Here is an 18,527-nt window from a genome sequence, read left to right on the forward strand (position 1 = left end):
CGGGCTTGCTATGCAGGAATACAGGGAAAACCCGCAATTTGACGAATTGCTATACTTGTATGGTAGCATCGTTTTCAACCTGTTCTTCGTTCGCAAGGATGCCTCCATGAAGATCGTTCGCGCCGACGTCGTCGTCACCTGTCCGGGGCGTAATTTCGTTACCCTGAAGATCGTCACGGATGAGGGCGTCCACGGCATCGGAGATGCGACGCTCAATGGACGCGAACTCGCGGTCGCGTCGTATCTGAAAGAACATGTGTGCCCGACGCTGATCGGCCGCGACCCGGGCCGTATCGAAGACATCTGGCAGTACCTGTACAAAGGCGCGTACTGGCGTCGCGGTCCGGTGACGATGACCGCCATTGCCGCCGTCGACGTGGCCTTGTGGGACATCCTCGGCAAGGTGACCGGCATGCCGCTATACCGGTTGCTGGGTGGCGCGTCTCGCGAGGGCGTGATGGTCTACGGACACGCAACGGGCCGCGATATTCCTGAAGCGCTCGATCGCTACGCGGAGCATATCGAAGCCGGCTATCAGGCAATCCGGATTCAAAGCGGCGTGCCGAATATGCGCTCGGTGTACGGTGTATCTAAAGGCGGTGGCATGTATGAGCCGGCCACCAAAGGCGCGGTAGAAGAGCAGAGCTGGTCGTCCGAAAAGTATCTCGACTTCGTGCCGAAACTGTTCGAAGCGGTGCGCGAGAAATTCGGCTTCGATACCCATCTGCTGCATGACGTGCACCATCGTCTCACGCCGATCGAAGCAGCGCGTCTGGGCAAATCCGTTGAACCGTACCGCCTGTTCTGGATGGAAGATCCGACGCCAGCGGAGAACCAGGCCGGCTTCCGGGTGATCCGCGAGCATACGGTGACGCCCATTGCCGTTGGCGAAATATTCAATAGCATCTGGGACTGCAAGCAACTGATCGAAGAGCAACTGATCGACTACATCCGCGCCACCCTCACGCATGCGGGCGGTATCACGCACCTGCGGCGCATTGCGGACTTCGCGTCCTTGTATCAGGTACGCACCGGGTGTCACGGTCCGTCTGACTTGTCGCCGGTCTGCATGGGTGCTGCGCTGCATTTCGACCTTTGGGTGCCGAATTTCGGCATGCAGGAATACATGGGCTTTCCCGAGCAGGCGCTCGAAGTATTCCCGCATGCATGGAGTTTCGATCGCGGCATGATGCATCCGGGAGAGGCGTCGGGGCACGGCGTCGATATCGACGAGGCACTGGCCGCGCGCTATCCCTACGACCCTGCCTATCTGCCGGTTGCGCGTCTCGAAGATGGGACGTTGTGGAACTGGTGAGCTGAGTTTGTCCACAGACTTGCTGCACCTGAGTATCAAGTTTTTCCCGCTGCGCAGCACTGAGCGCGCGGCTTTACCGATCGGAGTCTCCCATGCTGGCAGCCGTCCTCCACGAACCCAAACTGATTCGCATCGACAAGGTCGATGCGCCCGAGCCCGCTGCCGGACAGATCCGCGTGCGGGTGCGCGCGGGCGGCATCTGCGGTTCGGACCTATCGTATTACTTCAAGGGCAAGAGCGGCGATTTCGCAGTTCGCGAGCCGTTCGTACTGGGTCACGAAGTTGCCGGCGAAGTGGACGCGCTGGGCGAAGGCGTGACGGGCCTCGCTGCCGGTCAGCGCGTCGCCGTGAATCCGGGCCTGGCGTGCGGCACCTGTCGATTCTGCGCGAAGGGCATGGCGAACCACTGCCTTAATATGCGCTTCATGGGCAGCGCCTCGACGTTTCCGCACACGCAAGGCATGTTCCGCCAATACATCGTCGTCGCCGAGCGCCAATGCGTGCCCGTGCCGGATGGCGTCGATTTCGCGCAGGCCTCGATGGCCGAACCGCTTGCGGTCGCATTGCACGCGGTCCGGCAAGCGGGCTCGCTGGTCGGCGCGCAGGTGCTGCTGATCGGCTGCGGACCGATCGGTTGTATCCTGCTTGCGGTGGCGCGGCGCGCCGGGGCGCATCGCGTCGCAGCTGTGGATCTCTCGGACAAGGCGTTGCAGATCGCCGCCTCGCTTGGCGCGGACGAACCGGTCAGTGCGGTCGATGGCGCCACGATCAACAAGTGGGCAGAGCAGCGCGGCCGTTTCGACGTGGTGATCGAAGCTTCGGGCAGTCCTGCCGGCCTCGATACCGCATTGCGTTCGGTACGCGCCGGCGGCACGGTGATCCAGGTGGGCAATCTGCCGGCCGGACAGTCGCCGGTGGCCGCGAATCTGGTGATGGCGAAAGAAATCCGCTATCAGGGATCATTTCGTTTTACCGACGAATATGCGGTGGCCGCCGCGGAAATCGCTTCAGGCAAGGTCGATCTGCGTCCGCTGATGACCCACGCATTCGCGCTGGAGGAGGCCAATCATGCGTTTGAAGTCGCGCAGGACCGTTTGCAGTCGATGAAGGTCCATTTGCAGTTCGATTGATTTCCGCCCCGGAGGCGACAGGATCTCTGCCGCGCTCCGGCATGCCGTTCCAGAACGCCCATCGAAGAGGCGTCACGTAGGAGACATTTCATGATCAAGAGCCAGCGCTGGTTCGTCGTCGCACTGTTTTTCCTCGCGGGCGTCATCAACTACCTCGACCGTGCGGCCCTCTCGATTGCCGCGCCGCTGATCCAGAAAGACCTGAATTTTTCGCATGCGCAGATGGGCATCGTATTCAGCAGCTTCTTTATCGGCTATGCGCTGTTCAATTTCGTGGGCGGCCTGTTGTCCGATCGCGTTGGCGCGAAACTTGTGTTCGGCACGGCGATGGGCGTGTGGTCGATCTTCTGCGGCGCGACCGCGTTGGCGAGCGGAATCGTTTCGTTGATCGTGTTGCGCGTGCTGTTCGGTATGGGCGAAGGGCCCTTCAGTTCGACAAACAGCAAGATGGTCAACAACTGGTTTCCGCGCAAGGAGGTGGCGAGCGCGATCGGCGTGATCAGTTCGGGCACGCCGTTAGGTGGCGCGCTGGCGGGCCCCGTAGTGGGCTATATGGCGGTGCGCTTCGGCTGGCGCTGGGCGTTCGTGGCGATCATGCTGCTGGGTCTCGCGTGGCTGGTGCTGTGGGTGACCACGACGACGGAGCATCCGCAAGACCATCCGCGCATCGCTCGTGAGGAGGTCGAACTGATCGTGGCGGGGCAGGCCGACGAACACGCTATTTCGCACGATGCCGGCGGCGAGCGGCTCAGTCTTGGACATTTCCTGCGCCTGCCGGTGATTCTGGCCACTGCCTGCGCATTTTTCGCCTACAACTACGTGCTGTTCTTTTTCCTTTCGTGGTTTCCGACTTACCTCATCGAAGCGCATCACCTGAGCTTGCGCGACATGAGTTTCGCCACCGTCATTCCGTGGCTGCTCGGCAGCGTTGGCCTTGCAGTGGGCGGTTTCATTTCGGACGGCATTTTGCGGCTGACCGGCAAGCCGCTGCTGTCGCGCAAGCTGGTGCTCGGCGTGTGCCTCGCCGCGGCCGCGGTGTGCGTGGCGCTCGCCGGACGTGTCGCCAGCACACAGAGCGCGGTTGCGTTGATGTCGGTGTCGATCTTCTTCCTGTACGCGACCGGTTCGGTCTACTGGGCCGTAATCCAGGACACGGTGCCGCGTGAGCATGTCGGCGGCGTGGGTGGCTTTGTGCATCTGCTGGCGAATCTGGCCGGCGTGATTGGTCCGGCGGTGACGGGCTTCATCGTGCAGGCGACGCATGGCGCATACGGTAGCGCGTTCGTCCTTGCTGGCACGATTGCCGTCCTCGGCGCAGTCTGCTCGGTGGTGTGGATCCGCGAGCCGCGGCCCGCAGCGTTGGTCAAACGTGCATGGTAGTATCGTGCGGCGCCTGCGGTCATTACCCGAGGGCGCTGTGTTGCGCACTGCCAGCTCGGCTGGTGCGCTGTTTAGTGCTCTCTCATTCTCTGCAGCCGTCCTGTCCGATGCCGATCAAGAACTCCCGCGCTATCGCGCCTTCGTTGCCTGTCGACGGATTGCTGACGCCTGCACGTGGCCGCCGCCGTGTCGGTGCAGCGCTTGAACCGCGCGCTGCATTGCCTGATCTCACTGAAAACGTTTCGTTCGATTCCCACGAGCCGATCAGCAGGCAGATTTTCCGTGCCTTGCGCGAGGCGATTTTCGCCGGTCAGATGGTGCCGGGTACGCCGCTCTCAGAGAAGGAAGTATCGGACATGTTCCAGGTGTCGCGACAGCCGGTGCGCGAGGCCTTCATCAAGCTGGTGGAGACGGGCGTGCTGCAGGTGTTGCCACAGCGCGGCACGCTGGTGAAGCGGATTTCGCCGCGCAAGGTACGAGAAGGGCGCTTCATTCGCGAAGCGATCGAAACCGCCGTGGTCCGCAAGGCCGCAGTGGCGATTACCGACGAGCAGTTGCAGGCCCTGGCCGACAATCTGCGTGACCAGAAACTCGCGGCGAAATCGAACGATACGGCCGCGTTTCTGGCACTCGACGAAGCGTTTCACTACGGTATCGCGCAGGCCATCGACTGCACGGCCGCGTGGGAAACGATCCAGGATATCAAGGCGCAGATGGACCGCGTGCGTTATCTGAGCCTGCCCGACGTGTCGCCGCTGGATCTGTTGATCCGCCAGCACGCGAAGATTCTCGCGGCGCTCAAAGCGCACGACGCCGGCGCAGCGGAGGATGCAATGCGCCGGCATCTGCGCGAGATTCTGGTGTCGCTCGGGCCGATTGCCGCGCGCAATCCGGACTGGTTCGACGCGGACGAACCCGAGCGCGTGCCGCTGTCGGTATGATGCCCGCGCCGTTCCATACCGGTCTCGTCATGGTTGGGTACGGGACCGGCTTTGTCGTTGCCCTGTATCTGACCATGTTGTTGCGCTCGTGGATCGAACGACAGGTGTGGCGCGCGGGCTCGACCATGCAGCTCGGCAAGGTTTCGGCTTACCAGTTAGGCCTGTTAAACGGTGGTGTTTCGCGGGTGGCGCTGACCGGCGTGGTACGTCTGCTTGGTCACAAGGTGCTGGTTGCGGGAATCGCCGGAGTGCTGACGGAGAGTGGTGAGTCGCATGAAGCGCAGCAAGCGCTCGACGCGATTGAGCGTGAGGCGCTGTCTGTGGCGAGGCGGCCATTGGTGTTCAAGGATCTGGTGCTGCAGGTGGAATCGCGGCTTAACCGGATTGGTGCGATCGCACGCTTACGCGCCGAACTGATCGCCATGGGCTATATGCGGGCACGCGACTCGAAAGACTGGTGGACGCACTACGCGCGCAACATGCTGCCGTTTGCCGTGTTGAACGTGTTGGCGATCGGCGCACTAGCGGGGCTCGCGATGACCGCCGATGCATGGGACTGGCTGGCGCGCTTCAGCGTGTTTAGCGTGGTGGCGATGCTGATCGTGGCGTTACCGAGGCGGGTCACTGCGCTAGGGCGATACATCGTATGGTCCGCAACGCAGCATCATCCCGACCTGAGGACTGCGCGGGCGGTACAAGGCGATGCGCTCGAAATCAAGGCGCTGGGGCAGTCCGTTGCATTGTACGGGCCGGACGCGCTTGCGGGCAGTGATATTGCCTGGATTCCAGCCGTCCTGGCGCACACGGAAAATAACGATTGAGACGATGCGCCAACGGCTCTGCTCTCCATTCTGGCTGGCAGGTTGAATACAGCATGATCAACGTTTAAACCATTGGGCGATCCGCTTCTTCAGACTCCGAGGTGCTGGGACGGGTGCCGGAGCCGGTGCGTAGCCGGGTTGCCACGTGGCGGTTCCAAACCTCACTCCACGCCGGTAATAGGTCCAGACGTCCGCGCCGAGTTCTTCGGTCAAGCGGGCAATGATCTGTGTGGTCTGGCGTTCGGCCTGTTTCGCGGCATTCAGAAGCGCTGCTCGAGGCGTGACCACGTTAATCCGTTGCGTTTCATCGTCCTTGGCGTCCGGATTCGTTTCGAGCAGGTACACAAATCCTTCACTCAGGTAACCGTCCAGCTGCCAGCCTTGTTCGACGTCGCAAAACGTGTCGGTGTCCGGAGCATCTTCCAGCCACTCGATGAACCCGTGCATCTCCGAGAGGGTGTCGTACCAGGGAAACGAGATATACACGTCTTCTTCGTTCCGGAGCACCATCCTCATCCAGAAGTAATGGCTGATCTCGTCGAATTCCTTGTTGCACTGCGTGGCCTGTTCCACCAGGCGTTTGTAGTACTCGGCCAATGCAAGTTCGTGTCCGGCGACAACGCCGCTACTCGCCTCGCGCTCCGAGGGGGGCAGGAAATCGGGTAACGCAAGCGGCTGTCTAAACGCCGGATCCTCAAGTTGCGCGCGGTCATTCGGACCGCCGATATAAAGTGAATCGTTGAGCAAAAAGCCGATCCATACATCGAGCTTGTCGATCGACCTCGATTCGTTCATCCAGTCTGGATCGTTCATCGTAGTGTGAGCTGGATTGAGCGCAGCCAGTCTATCCGTTCGTGCAGTCAGGCTTGCCTGACGTCGACGCGTGCACCCGACCGCTCGAACATCATGCGAACTTCCTGCGCCTGGGATTCCGACACGCCTTCGAGGAGGCTGGTTTCCCAGCGGCTTTCGATAATGTCCTTGGCGTCTTTCAGCGAGAGGTCGGGCCGAACCTCGCGCAGCGTCTTGATTGCGTTGACCTTCTTGCTACCGCCGTCAAGCAGCACGACCGTATAGTTGCCACCCGTCGACGCCGTCCCGCTCGACACCGCGATGTCTCCCTGCCTGACCTCGACATGCGCCCCCGATTTCTCGAACATTCTGCGGACTGTTTGCGCCTGCGATTCCGATACACCCTCGAGGAGGCTGGTTTCCCAGCGGCTTTCGATAATGTCCTTCGCGTCCTTCAGCGACAGATCAGGCCGGACTTCGCGCAGCGTTTTGATCGCATGGATCTTGTCGTCGCCGCCGTCGATCAGGACGACTTTGTAGTCGCCGCCGGTCGCCATCGAAAACCCCGTCGTCGTGACGCTGGCCGTCACCGTAGCCAGCGACGCGTACGGATCACCATACCCCATCGCGATCGAATCGATCGCTACGGTCTTCTGATCTTCCGGATCGTAGCGCAACAGGACTTCCGCGCCTGCATGCGCGATGCGCGCGGTCTTTTCCGGCGTGGAGAGTGTAATGGTCAGCTCCGCGCGGTACGGCCATCCTTGTTCCGGTTGCACTTCGAGTTCGAGATACCACTTGCTCATCCCTCGAGCGGCAAGTGCCTCGTTGGCGAGCGGCCGAGGCTCCGCCGTTTTCACGATTCCCTTCGCCTTCTTTCCCACTTTCAGGATCTGCGGTCCAAGTACCAGCGCGTCGAGACGATTGCCGTCCTTCGGCAGCGTCTGACCGCCTGTCATCGACGCAGGAAGAATGGATACCGTTTCATTGTTGCCGGGGTCGACAAGCACATAGATCCGGTCCCCCCGCTCGAGGACCAGGCCGGCGGGCACCTCTGCGCTGACGCGGCGCTTCGGTGCACTGATCGCGTCGAGCTCGAGTTCGACTTGCGTCGGTCCGGATAGCCCGCTCGAAAGCGAGAGCACCTTGGCGACGCCAAGCTCGCCCTTTGTCTGCGTAACGGTGGTTTCGACGACGACCGGGGCGTCGAATCCGGCGAGCGGTGCAGTCATCGTGGCAGTCTGCCGCGCGCTCTTCGCTGAACCTGCTGTCTTACCCGCGCGGCGTGCGAGACGCCGCAATATGGACGGAAGCAGCACGAGAACGACGACGACAACAATGAAAGCACTGTGGGAACCAAACAGCTGCATGTCTACCTCGCGCGTGTGAGCGGCAGCAACGGCGCGGTGCACCGTTAAGCGATTTTATGCAATTCTAGAAATGTTTCCGAAGAATCAGGAAGAAAGATACACGAAAGCCTGGTTGTACCAGGCTATGCACGGCTCCAGGACGGAGCGAGCCGCGCCCGTTGAGGCCGCCGGGGATCCAGCAGGACGGTCACTTCGTCGCCGACCGCGGGCATCATGTCCACGTCGATAGTCTGGCGTAGCTCCAGACGATGGGTACTGCCATTGGAGACGACCTCTACCAACAGTCGAGAAGGCCCTTCGTAATCGACACCGATGGCCGGCGATGCCCACAACTGTGCCTCAAGCAGCTGCCCGAGCAGCGGCGTCCCGTGCTTCAAGAGCCAGCGGTGCCACCACATGCGCCGAACCAGTCCCACAATCCACCAAACGGTCACGACTACCCCTGCAGCGAGAAGCACCGCCATGACAAGCAGACCCGCGTCTACGACCCTCTGCGGCAGATAGACTCCTGCGACCGCTGAGGCCGCGAGGACGGCATACCAGAGAAGTCGGGAGGCGGCAGGTCTCATAGGAGTCGGCCCGGGAACCCTATTGCGAAGCGTCACAACCGGCGTTGAGTGCCGTGGAGATCGCGTCGTGGTAGGCGGTCTGATAGGCTTTGTTGCCTGGCGCAAAACGCATCTTCTCGGAAGCAGTGTAGATGTCGTCGGTCAGGCCGTTGCAGCGAAGCCCGGTCGCCCACGGACTGTTGTCGTTCGCGACAATGACGAAATGGGACGGCGCGGCTGGAAGGTAGCGCACCGAGAACCTGTCACCTTTGCCCGGGTAGCTGACCGCGTTATGGAACGGATAGACGTTGAAATCATCGTCTTCGAAGCTTGTCTCCACGATCTTGCCGTCAGCGGTACGCAGCAGCACGTCGTGACGCGAGACATCGTGGTTATTGTATTGAACGTCGGTCATCTCGCTGGCAGTAATTGTCGCGCTCCCCGCTGCACCAAAATGGTAAATGAGCGTGTTCGCCACCATCTCGCCCGCTACCATGTTGAATATCGCAAAGGCTACGAACGCGAGGATCAACAAGATATGCCGCTTGGCGGATCGGCGGCCTTCTTTCGCGCGTGCCCCCAGAATTCCTCCGCCGACAGACGGCAGCACGATCATGACCGCAAGGACGAAGAAGCGATGCCGGGCGAGGAGGTCCATCACCAGGATCAGCGGAGCGAGCAATGCCGACGCGACGGGCGGATGGTAGGCCGACGGGGTCCACTGCTCATCCGGCGCATGCTCTTTCCTCTGCGGGCCGGGAACGACCGGATCGGGTGGCATACCGGCGGTAGGGACGATGGTGGCTCCCGCCGCTTCCAGGGCCAGACGCTGTTCACGATAGAGCCAGCCTGGTGACGCTTTCGCATCTGAGGTGACATTCGTCACGTTCAGCTCTACATAGTGGGAGCCATGAACCACCGTGACCTGTTCGGGCTGCGAAGTGTTCGTGAGCAGGCGGTCGCCCGGGTCGGCGGTGTGCACGAGGGTGCTGGCGAGCAGGAAAGGAGTCTGGTACTTCTGGTAAGCGAGTGCGGCGGCGCGGGTGCCGAGGTCTTCGCTCTCGATCCGCGCCTCCCCACGATTCTCAATCGAATGCGTCTCATCCAGCGAACCGTCCTTGACCTCCATCGTGCAGCGATAGCCGTCGCCATCGACGTTTAGCGAGGACGGCTCGAGCGTCAGGACGCTGAGCGCGTGCTGCGGGGGGATCGGCGCGCAGGCCGTTTCGGTGACGCGCGGATCGGTCGGTCCGAGCACCGTGGCGCCGGCCATGCGAAAAGCGAGCGCTTCCAGTTGATAGATGCGCCCGGCACTATGCTTGATAGATTCTTCCTGGTCTTGCGCACTGAGGACCACGACGTTCCCGCCGTGGCGTACCGCGACCATGTCGCGGTCGGGGCGCGCGACCTGATCAGAAGCGTCTGCGGTGCGCACGTCAGCGGGGACGAGTCCATCCGGCCAGCTTTCCGCAAAAAGCTTCGCGGTCTCCGCGGGATCCTTCAAACGATAGGTGACGACGGTAAGCGTGAACTCGGGTCGCGCCGTGGATGCCAGCCCCTTGTCGTAGGCCTCCCAGTCGCAGGCAGACCCACCGTCTTTCGCCTTGGCAGGTTCGCTTTTTATATCCAGCGGCCGCGTGGTAAGGACGGGGCGGATCACCGCGGCTGAAGCAAGCGTGCAGGCATCCGTGTTGTCGACGTTGAATCGGCTGGCGGCCCTTGCGGAGTGAGGCGCCAGCGTAAACATGGATGCTATGAGGAGCAGAAGTCCGAACGCGAATGGTGAGCCCGGCTCGCGGTGGAGAGCGGCCGATCGGGGCCGCTCCTGGCGTGAGTAGCGATCATCGATCATTGGCCTGCGATCTCCTTTCGCCCTGATTGCAGGGCAACGACAGGGCAGCTACATGGCCCACACTCCGCCTACACGATCCGCGCCCCCTCGCGATAGGTGGCGCGGGGCACCGGCAATGTATCGAGCATCGTTACCCGTACGAAGTCTGCCCTTAGACCTGGCGCAATCGCTCCGCGGTCATGCAGCCCCGCTGTACGCGCCGGCTCGGCCGACACGGTCGCCATGGCGCGCGGCAACGTCCAGCCGGCCTTGTCGACCAGGTCGAAGACGGCAGTCAGCAGGCTCGACGGCACGTAATCAGACGACAGGATGTCGAGCAGATCAGCCTTGGCGAGTTCGAGCGCGGACACGTTGCCCGAGTGCGAACCGCCGCGCACGATGTTCGGCGCGCCCATGATAGTGGAGATATGGTATTCGCGTGCGGTTTCGGCGGCGATGCGGGTGGTCGGGAATTCCGCCAGCACGATGCCCTCGGCGGCGGCCTGCGCGACGTGTTCGACGAGCGTGTCGTCGTGGCTCGCTACCGGCAAACCGAGTGCCTTGCAGCGCGCGACGATCGCGCGGCGGTGCGCATCCGCGTAAAGCTCCTGTTCGTCGGACAGTTGTGCAAGCGCGGTTGTTACATGCTCGTCGGTGAGCTTGCCATTGCGTTCCTGAAAGCGGCGCCATTGCTCGCGATCGTGCCATTGCCGCTGGCCCGGTGTGTGATCCATCACCGAAGCGAGGCGCAACAATGGATGGTTGCATAACGAATCGAATACTTCGACCACATCGGCGGTAGCGATCTCGCAGCGCAGATGCAGAAAGTGCTCGGCGCGCAGCAGATTCTTGTCATGGAAGCGCGTGAGGGCTTGCGCGCATTTCGTTTGCAGATCGCGGCCACGAATGCCGGCATTCACACGCGAGCCGATGGCGAGTGCATCGAATACGGTGGTAATGCCGGCAGCCGCCACTTGCGCATCGTGGATCACGAAGGCCGCATCTGTATTCCATTCCACGCCGGGACGCGGCACCAGATGCTTCTCGAGATTGTCCGTATGCAGCTCGATCAGACCCGGCAGCAGATAGTCGCCGTCCCAGTCTTCGGCTTCGCGCGCCGAGGTGGTGCCGCGTTCGACGTCATGGATCTTGCCGTCAACGATACGCACCACGCCGGTGAATACTTCATCTCGCGTTACGACGCGAGCGTTCCTGATCAACATCGACATGCTCCGTGGTCAGTCTGCTGGTTTTATATCTTAGTGTAGCGCCGCTTGATGACGCAGCGGTGGCTGAAGTTCGAAGCGGCGTGTGGCAACCTTCGTGCGCGTATCTTCATCGTGAAAGATACCGACAATTGCCGCGCCGCGCTCGCGCGCTTCGATAACCAGATCGGCGACCACGTCGCGGTTCTCGGCATCGAGCGAAGCCGTGGGTTCGTCGAGCAGCAGCAACGGATGCCCGGCTATCAAGCCGCGGGCAATGTTCACGCGTTGTTGCTCGCCGCCCGAAAACGTGGCTGGCGCAAGCGACCACAGCCGCTCGGGCACGTTCAGGCGCGCCAGCAGCGCGGCGGCGCGCTCGCGCGCTTCATCTTCCGCGACGCCGCGCGACACCAGCGGTTCGGCTACGAGCGTGAGTGTGGTCACACGCGGAATCACGCGCAGAAACTGGCTCACATAGCCGACCACGTTGCGCCGCAAACGCAACACGTCATGCGGTTCCGCCCCGGTAATGGCGACGTGCTGCGCATCGTGCCCATCCGAGCGGATCGCAATGGAACCTGAGCTCGCCAGATAATTGCCGTACAGGCAGCGTAGCAGCGTGCTCTTGCCGGCGCCGGACGGTCCGACCAGCACGACGCATTCGCCTTGCTCGACGTCCAGCGAGACGCCCGCGAGCGCATCGATCTGTACACCGCCCTGGGCATGCAGCGTGAAGGTTTTACGGATATCGACGGCGCGCAACATCAGCGCTGCATTGTCGATGAAAACGCGATCAGACGCGCGTGATTCGATGGATGACATCGTGAACCTCAAACCGGCAGGACGGAAGAAACCAGCGTTTGCGTGTAGGGGTGTTGCGGATCGTCGAGGACCTGATCGGTCAAACCCGATTCGACCACTTCACCACCTTGCATGACCATCAAACGATGCGCGAGCAGGCGCGCCACACCGATATCGTGCGTGACGATCAGCACCGACAGATGCAGCGTGCTGGTGAGCGTACGCAAAAGGTCAAGCAGACGCGCCTGCACGGAGACATCGAGGCCGGCGGTGGGTTCGTCCATGAACACGAGGCGCGGCCCGGTGACGAGATTGCGTGCGATCTGCAGACGCTGCTGCATGCCGCCGGAAAACGCGGCAGGAAATTCGTCGATGCGCGTTGCATCGAGTTCCACGCGCTCCATCCATTGCGTCGCCGTAGCGCGAATCTGTCCATAGTGGCGTGCGCCGACCGCCATCAGCGGCTCGCCTATGTTGGCGCCAGCGGAGACGCCGCTGCGCAGGCCGTCGCGCGGATTCTGCTGGACGAAGCCCCATTCGGTGCGCATCAGCAAACGGCGCCGCGGTTCGGACATGGCCAGCAAATCGAGCTTTTCGCCGTGCGTGGCGTGGTAGTGCAGCGCGCCGCTATCGGCTTCAGTGCGCAGTGCCAGCGTGTTCAGCAAGGTCGTCTTGCCCGAACCCGATTCGCCGACGATGCACAGCACCTCGCCCGGATACAGATCGAAGCTGACGTTTCTGCAGCCGTTACGGCCGCCGTATTGCTTCGTGATGGCGCGTGCGCTCATCAACGGTGTAATGCGCGTTGTCATGCGGATTCTCCTTCGGCGCGCTTGACGGCCACGTCTGGCTCGCCGCTTTCGCCTGCGTCGCCGGTCTGCTGTTCGCGCCGGTCATGGCAGTAGTCGCTATCCGAGCACACGAACATGCGGGTGCCTTCGTCGTCCACAATCATCTCGTCGAGAAAGCTCTCTCTCGACCCGCACAGCGCACAGGCATGCTCCCAGCGCTGGATTTCGAACGGATGGTCATCGAAGTCGAGACTGCGCACCCGCGTGTACGGCGGAATCGCATGGATGCGCCGCTCGCGGCCCGCGCCGAACAACTGCAGGGCGGCGTTCATATGCATCTTCGGATTGTCGAACTTTGGAATCGGCGAAGGCGAGGTCAGATAGCGCTCGTTGACGATCACCGGATAGTCGTACGTCGTAGCGATCCCACCGTGATGCACGATGTCTTCGTACAGCTTCACACTGATCAGACCGTAGTCGGCCAGCGCATGCAGCTTCTTGGTTTCAGCGGTGCGCGGCTCGAGCCGGAACAACGGCTCGGGCATCGGCACCTGATAGACGAGAATCTGCCTGTCGGTAAGCGGCGTTTCGGGAATCCGGTGACGGGTCTGCACAATCGTCGCTTCCGATGTGCGACGCGTGGTTTTCACGCCTGTGGTGCGCGCAAAAAAGCGGCGGATATTGACCGCGTTGGTGGTCTCGTCAGAACCCTGGTCGATCACTTTGAGCGTGTCATCGCGGCCAATGATCGCCGCGGTCACCTGAATTCCGCCCGTGCCCCAGCCGAAAGGCAAGGGCATTTCGCGCGAAGCGAAGGGCACCTGATAGCCCGGCACCGCAACGGCCTTCAGGAGCGAGCGGCGGATCATCCGCTTGGTCTGCTCGTCGAGATAGGCGAAGTTGTAGCCTTCGGCCGCGCGGTCGAATGGCGCGCCGTCAAGTTGTGGATCGGGCGCGTTCATGCGGCTTGCTCCTGCTGATCGTGGCCGTTAGCGGGTTGCCGCGTTTGCGGCGTTTGTGCAGGTTCTGCTGCTGATTTCGCTTGCGTCGTTTCTGTAGCCGATTCTGTTTCCCCAGCCTGCGCCGCATGTTGCGCACGCAAACGGCGCACGAGTTCGAGTTCGGCCTGGAAGTCGACGTAGTGCGGCAGTTTCAGATGCTGGACGAAGCCGGAGGCTTCGACGTTATCGCTATGCGACAGCATGAATTCGATATCCTGGGTTGGCGACGCGAGCGTTTCGCCGAGCTCTTCGGCACGCAGCGCGCGGTCCACCAGCGCCATGGCCATCGCCTTGCGCTCCGAGTGACCGAAGGCGAGGCCGTAGCCTTGCGTGAACGTGGGCGGAACCTCGCGGCTGCCGGCGAACTGGTTGATCATCTGACATTCGGTGATGTCGATTTCTCCAATCTCCACGGTCTCGCCCAGTTCATCGAGTTCCATTTCGACGCTGACCGAGCCGAAACGGATTTCGCCCGCGAACGGATGCGAGTTTGCGTAGCCGCGCTGTGTCGCATAACCCATTGCCAGCAGGAAGCCTTCGTCGCCGCGCGCCAGATTCTGCAAACGTGTCGCGCGGTTCGCGGGAAACGAGAGCGGTTCGCGCGTCAGGTCGCCGGGTTCCGCTGCGCCAGGTGCGGACTTTTCCTGCTCGATCAGGCCTTCTTTGTTGAGCAGGGAGACGACGCGCGGCATCGATTCAGGCTTGGCATGGCTGAGCGCTACACGCTGAGCGGCGGCGGCCGCAGCAGTGGCGCCGTGTGAAGCGTCCGCCGCATCTCCACCGTTTGCCTGCGCGTCAGCCATCAGCGAGAAATCGAGCAGACGCTGCGTGTAATCGTAAGTCGCGCCGAGCAGTTGCCCACCCGGCAGGTCCTTGAAGGTCGCGGAGATGCGACGCTCGACCACCATCGCTTCGCTATCGAGCGGCTGCGTGTAGCCGAAACGCGGCAAGGTCGTGCGATACGCACGCAGCAGAAAGATCGCTTCCACCAGATCGCCGGCGGCCTGCTTGATGGCAAGCGCCGCGAGATCTTCGTCGTACACCGAACCTTCGGTCATCACACGGGCTACCGAGAGCCGCAACTGCTCGCGGATCTGCCCGACGCTCAATTCGGCGAGCCGCGTATCGCCGCGGCGCGACTTGTCGAGCAGACGCCACGATGCTTCGATCGCGCGTTCTCCACCTTTGACGGCAACGTACATCAGTTCACCTTTGCATGAGTTGTGCGCGGCAGACCAATCAGCGTGTTGCCGCAGACGAGATAGCAATCGATGCCGCACGGAAACAGCGGCGCGAGGCTGGCGCGCTCGCGCCAGAAATGTTCGGGCAAACCGACCGGCGCGATGGTGGCCGTGCGTTCGATGCCGGGGCCGCTCAGCACGACGCTGGGTCCACCGGTCAGCGAATCGACGCGGATCAGCAAGGTTACCGATTGCTCCGGCGTTTCCGCCGCACCGAGCGAGAAGTGTTCGAGTTCCGGCAACAGGGCAGCGTCATGGACGTACGCGAACGCAGCGTCATGCACGTCGTCGACAAGCGGCGCGCCGGTATGAAAGCGCAATGCCGAGGCCAGCGCAGCGTCCGGTTGCGCGAGCCAGACCAGCGTCGAGTAATCGCACAGTGTCAGCAGCGCTGCTAAAGCAGCCAGTTCGGCGCGCGAGCGGTGCGTGCCGGATGCCTGCGATGCGGGCAGCACGTTATCAACGACCCCCACCGTGCCCGGTCGCGATAGCGCATCGAGCAGCGTACGGAACACCGCTTGAGTGTCGTGCACCGGATCCACAAAACCAGGGGCGAGGGTGGAGAGGGCAATCTGTGAGGAGTTCATCGCGTTTTTTGTCAGGTTGTCCATCAGTCGCCTCGCACCATCGTGAAGAATTCAACGCGTGTGGAAGCGGCTTCGTGCCGCCGTTTTGCGCGTTTCTCGGCGAGCTGTGCGGCGAGCGGTTCGATCAGTTGGCCGTGCAGCCGCGGGTGTTGCTCAGGCAATTGCAGCAGCGCGTCGGCCAGCGCGGCGAGTTCGGCGCGGCGCCGGTCGCGGCCCAGATGGCAGGCCACGCCCACCGGCGCCTGCTCGGCCGGGCTGCGCAAGCGCAACGTGGCGCGCGTGACGGTGGCTTCGCCGAGATTGAAGGCGCCGCCGCTACCGCCGACGCGGCCGCGCACCATGGCGAGACCGGTTTCGGGCGGCCGCAGCCAGTCGAATTCCGGCGGGCTTGCGCCGTCCAGCGCGTGGCTCAGTGCGGCTTCGAGTTCGGCTCGCGGCGTATGGGCAAGCACGGCCATCCATGCGCGCCGCATGGCGGAGGAGGGCGTGGCGGAAGAGGCGCTCATCGAGGTTCCTGTTGGTCCAGCGAGTAGACATTTGACCATCTATTCGTCTAAACGTCTAGACGTTTAAGGGTAAGATGGTTGTGCTTGCAGGACGCTCGTGTTTTCATATTTCCATCACGGCTTGCGCACTACAATGCACGTCACAATGAATATTTGAACTGAAGGGAATGACAGCACCATGACATCGAACGACACCGCTACGCCAGGCAGGCAACTCGAACGGGGCGCGGGCGTTGCCGTGTGGCGGCAGATCGAGCAGATCCTCGCCGCCGAGATCGCGGCCAGTGGTTTCGGCGCGGAAGGGCGCCTGCCGAGTGAGGGCGAGCTTGCCAAACGTTTTGACGTCAACCGTCACACAGTGCGTCGTGCCATGCTTGGACTGGCCGCGCTCGGCCTGGTGAGTGTGGAGCAGGGGCGCGGCACGTTTGTGCAGCCCGGTGCGATCGACTATACGATCGGCCGCCGTACGCGCTTCACTGAGAACCTGCGCCAGCAGCATCACGCGTCGGCGGGTGCCATGTTGTCGGCGGCACGGGCCAAGGCGGAACCGAACGTCGCCAAGGCGCTTGGCTTGCGCGCCGGTGCGGCGGTCTACCGGATCGAGTCGATGCACGAGTCGGACGGCGTGCCGCTGACCTTTGCGCGTAGCTGGTATCCGGCTGCGCGTTTCGCGGATCTGCCCGACGTGCTCGAACGCACCGGCGGCATCACGAAGGCGCTGGCCGAGTTCGGCGTGACAGACTATTTGCGTAAATGGAGCCGCATCGGCAGTGTGCTGCCCGAGCCAGAAGTTGCGCGGCGCCTGAATATCAATCGGCAACAGCCGGTGTTGTGGGTCGAGAACGTCGACGTCGACGTGGAAGGTACACCGATCAAATATGGCGTGACGCACTTCGCTGCAGACCGCGTGCAACTGCTGGTGGAAAACGACGTATGAGCAATGCGGCATGGGAGGCGAACGAAGTGTTCGAGTGGTCTGGGCAGGCACGTTTCGCGGTGTATTACGCGCCGTCGCGCGATTCCGCATGGTGGCTGGCCGGTTCCGAATGGCTCGGCGGCGATGTGGAGAGCGGTGTTTCTTACACACCGCCGCAACCGGTGGCGCTTACGCGCACCATCAGCGAGCTGACTAAAGCGCCGCGCCGCTACGGCTGGCACGGCACGCTGGTCGCTCCCTTTCGGCTTGCTGACGGCGTCACGCCGAGCGGCGTGCTTGACGATGCGCGCCGTTGGGCGCAACAGCGAAACCCCTTTATCTTGCCGGTGGAAGCCGCCACGCTCGGCGATTTTGTCGCGCTGCGGCCGGCTGAGCCTAACGGTGAAGCCTGCATGCGTGAGTTGGCCTCGAGCGCTCTGCGCACGCTTGGCGGTTTGCGCGCCAAACCGTCCGCGGCAGATCTGGCGCGCCGTCTCGCTACGCCGCTGACCGATCGCCAGCGCGATCTGCTCGTCGAATGGGGCTACCCCTATGTGTTCGACGAGTTCCGTTTTCACATGACGCTGTCCAGTTCGCTCGAAGCCGCGCACGAACGCGCGGTGCTTGTCGCGTGGTGGCATGACAGAATTGCCGCGCTAGGTCCGCTGATGGTCGATAGTGTGGCGCTGTTCGTCGAACCGGTGCCTGGCGAACCCTTCGTGCTGTGGCAGCGTCTGCCGTTTCAGACTGAGGGAGTGGAGCAACAGTGAATGGCCGTCTGATCTACGTGATGGGCCCATCCGGCGCGGGCAAAGATTCGCTGCTGGGCTTTGCCCGCAAGCGGGTCGTAGGGGAGCCGATCCTGTTTGCGCATCGTTACATTACGCGGGCCAGTGGCAACGGCGAAGACCACGTCGAGCTGACCCTTGAGGAGTTCGAAGTACGCTCCGCCCATGGCCTCTTTGCGCTCGAATGGTCGAGCCACGGACTGCGTTACGGCATCGGCATTGAACTCGACGCGTGGCTCGAGCAGGGATGCACCGTGGTCATTAACGGCTCGCGCCAGCATCTGCAGCAAACGCTCGAGCGTTATCCGTCGGTCGAAGTGGTTCATATCGACGCCGCGCCTCACGTTCTTGAAACACGTCTCGGCGCACGGGCACGCGAGAGCGCGCAACAGGTCGCGGCACGTCTCGCGCGGCGGGCACCGTTTTCACTGCCAGAAGGCGTGCACATGACCATGATCGACAACTCCGGCGCGCTCGAAGACGCCGGCTGTGCCTTCGTCGAAGTGGTGCGCGGCGCAGTCGCCTTCGGACTTTGATCTCGCAGCAAGGGCGTACTATAGTGG

The 18,527-nt window shown here is 62.4% G+C and carries 19 protein-coding genes; 8 read left to right on the forward strand and 11 right to left on the reverse strand.

Features of this window, described 5'->3' with window-relative positions; all coding sequences use genetic code 11:
- Positions 1–106 precede the first annotated feature (106 nt).
- The 5 genes from manD (at position 107) to M0954_RS27275 (ending at position 5,587) form a co-directional block, all read left to right on the forward strand.
- Positions 107–1,315, forward strand: a complete 1,209-nt coding sequence (manD, locus tag M0954_RS27255; protein ID WP_297356590.1) for a D-mannonate dehydratase ManD — start codon at positions 107–109, stop codon at positions 1,313–1,315.
- Between the two features lie 92 nt (positions 1,316–1,407).
- Positions 1,408–2,445, forward strand: a complete 1,038-nt coding sequence (locus M0954_RS27260) for an L-idonate 5-dehydrogenase (protein WP_297356591.1) — start codon at positions 1,408–1,410, stop codon at positions 2,443–2,445.
- 90 nt (positions 2,446–2,535) lie between these two features.
- Entirely contained in the window at positions 2,536–3,825 is a 1,290-nt protein-coding gene (locus M0954_RS27265; protein WP_122158399.1) for an MFS transporter, read from the forward strand.
- 107 nt (positions 3,826–3,932) lie between these two features.
- Complete coding sequence (locus M0954_RS27270; protein WP_122158400.1) at positions 3,933–4,766, forward strand: GntR family transcriptional regulator; 834 nt, start codon at positions 3,933–3,935, stop codon at positions 4,764–4,766.
- The gene (locus M0954_RS27275) at positions 4,763–5,587 is read left to right on the forward strand and encodes a TIGR04222 domain-containing membrane protein (RefSeq protein ID WP_297356593.1); all 825 of its coding nucleotides are present in this window, start codon (positions 4,763–4,765) and stop codon (positions 5,585–5,587) included. Before M0954_RS27270 ends, M0954_RS27275 begins: the two co-directional genes overlap by 4 nt.
- 57 nt (positions 5,588–5,644) lie before the next feature.
- Here M0954_RS27275 and M0954_RS27280 read toward each other — a convergent pair whose 3' ends face one another.
- The 11 genes from M0954_RS27280 to phnG form a co-directional block, all read right to left on the reverse strand.
- Positions 5,645–6,382, reverse strand: coding sequence for a hypothetical protein (locus tag M0954_RS27280; RefSeq protein ID WP_147467161.1), 738 nt, complete (start codon positions 6,380–6,382; stop codon positions 5,645–5,647).
- 65 nt (positions 6,383–6,447) lie between these two features.
- Entirely contained in the window at positions 6,448–7,749 is a 1,302-nt protein-coding gene (locus M0954_RS27285) for a ribosomal protein L7/L12 (protein WP_297356595.1), read from the reverse strand.
- A 122-nt stretch (positions 7,750–7,871) separates the two neighbouring features.
- Positions 7,872–8,213: a hypothetical protein gene (locus tag M0954_RS27290; RefSeq protein ID WP_133893489.1), complete on the reverse strand. Its 342-nt coding sequence runs from the start codon at positions 8,211–8,213 to the stop codon at positions 7,872–7,874.
- A gap of 124 nt (positions 8,214–8,337) precedes the next feature.
- The gene (locus M0954_RS27295; RefSeq protein ID WP_297356596.1) at positions 8,338–10,149 is read right to left on the reverse strand and encodes a DUF3592 domain-containing protein; all 1,812 of its coding nucleotides are present in this window, start codon (positions 10,147–10,149) and stop codon (positions 8,338–8,340) included.
- Between the two features lie 68 nt (positions 10,150–10,217).
- Positions 10,218–11,351 carry an alpha-D-ribose 1-methylphosphonate 5-triphosphate diphosphatase gene (locus tag M0954_RS27300; protein ID WP_123388169.1) on the reverse strand — a complete coding sequence of 378 codons (1,134 nt, stop codon included), beginning with the start codon at positions 11,349–11,351 and terminating at the stop codon, positions 10,218–10,220.
- 36 nt (positions 11,352–11,387) lie between these two features.
- A complete protein-coding gene (phnL, locus tag M0954_RS27305; RefSeq protein WP_122158407.1) occupies positions 11,388–12,155 on the reverse strand; it encodes a phosphonate C-P lyase system protein PhnL in 768 nt (255 codons plus the stop codon).
- An 8-nt stretch (positions 12,156–12,163) separates the two neighbouring features.
- Positions 12,164–12,934 (reverse strand): phosphonate C-P lyase system protein PhnK, encoded by a 771-nt coding sequence (gene phnK, locus M0954_RS27310; protein ID WP_122159549.1) that lies wholly within the window; start codon positions 12,932–12,934, stop codon positions 12,164–12,166.
- An 8-nt stretch (positions 12,935–12,942) separates the two neighbouring features.
- Positions 12,943–13,887: an alpha-D-ribose 1-methylphosphonate 5-phosphate C-P-lyase PhnJ gene (locus M0954_RS27315; RefSeq protein WP_122158408.1), complete on the reverse strand. Its 945-nt coding sequence runs from the start codon at positions 13,885–13,887 to the stop codon at positions 12,943–12,945.
- On the reverse strand, positions 13,884–15,128 hold the full coding sequence (locus M0954_RS27320) for a carbon-phosphorus lyase complex subunit PhnI (RefSeq protein WP_297356598.1): 1,245 nt from the start codon (positions 15,126–15,128) through the stop codon (positions 13,884–13,886). Before M0954_RS27320 ends, M0954_RS27315 begins: the two co-directional genes overlap by 4 nt.
- Positions 15,128–15,754 (reverse strand): phosphonate C-P lyase system protein PhnH, encoded by a 627-nt coding sequence (gene phnH, locus M0954_RS27325; RefSeq protein ID WP_297356622.1) that lies wholly within the window; start codon positions 15,752–15,754, stop codon positions 15,128–15,130. The genes M0954_RS27320 and phnH overlap by 1 nt, the downstream gene beginning before the upstream one ends.
- 23 nt (positions 15,755–15,777) lie before the next feature.
- Entirely contained in the window at positions 15,778–16,260 is a 483-nt protein-coding gene (phnG, locus tag M0954_RS27330; protein WP_297356600.1) for a phosphonate C-P lyase system protein PhnG, read from the reverse strand.
- Between the two features lie 178 nt (positions 16,261–16,438).
- Between phnG and phnF the strand changes: the two genes are divergently transcribed.
- From phnF to phnN, 3 genes are read left to right on the forward strand one after another with little or no spacing between them, the layout of a single operon-like run.
- The gene (gene phnF / locus M0954_RS27335; RefSeq protein WP_122158411.1) at positions 16,439–17,197 is read left to right on the forward strand and encodes a phosphonate metabolism transcriptional regulator PhnF; all 759 of its coding nucleotides are present in this window, start codon (positions 16,439–16,441) and stop codon (positions 17,195–17,197) included.
- Complete coding sequence (locus M0954_RS27340; protein WP_297356602.1) at positions 17,194–17,946, forward strand: DUF1045 domain-containing protein; 753 nt, start codon at positions 17,194–17,196, stop codon at positions 17,944–17,946. Before phnF ends, M0954_RS27340 begins: the two co-directional genes overlap by 4 nt.
- Entirely contained in the window at positions 17,943–18,500 is a 558-nt protein-coding gene (phnN, locus tag M0954_RS27345; RefSeq protein ID WP_297356604.1) for a phosphonate metabolism protein/1,5-bisphosphokinase (PRPP-forming) PhnN, read from the forward strand. Before M0954_RS27340 ends, phnN begins: the two co-directional genes overlap by 4 nt.
- Positions 18,501–18,527: the final 27 nt, after the last annotated feature.

Source organism: Paraburkholderia sp. (assembly GCF_026225065.1).
GTDB lineage: Bacteria > Pseudomonadota > Gammaproteobacteria > Burkholderiales > Burkholderiaceae > Paraburkholderia.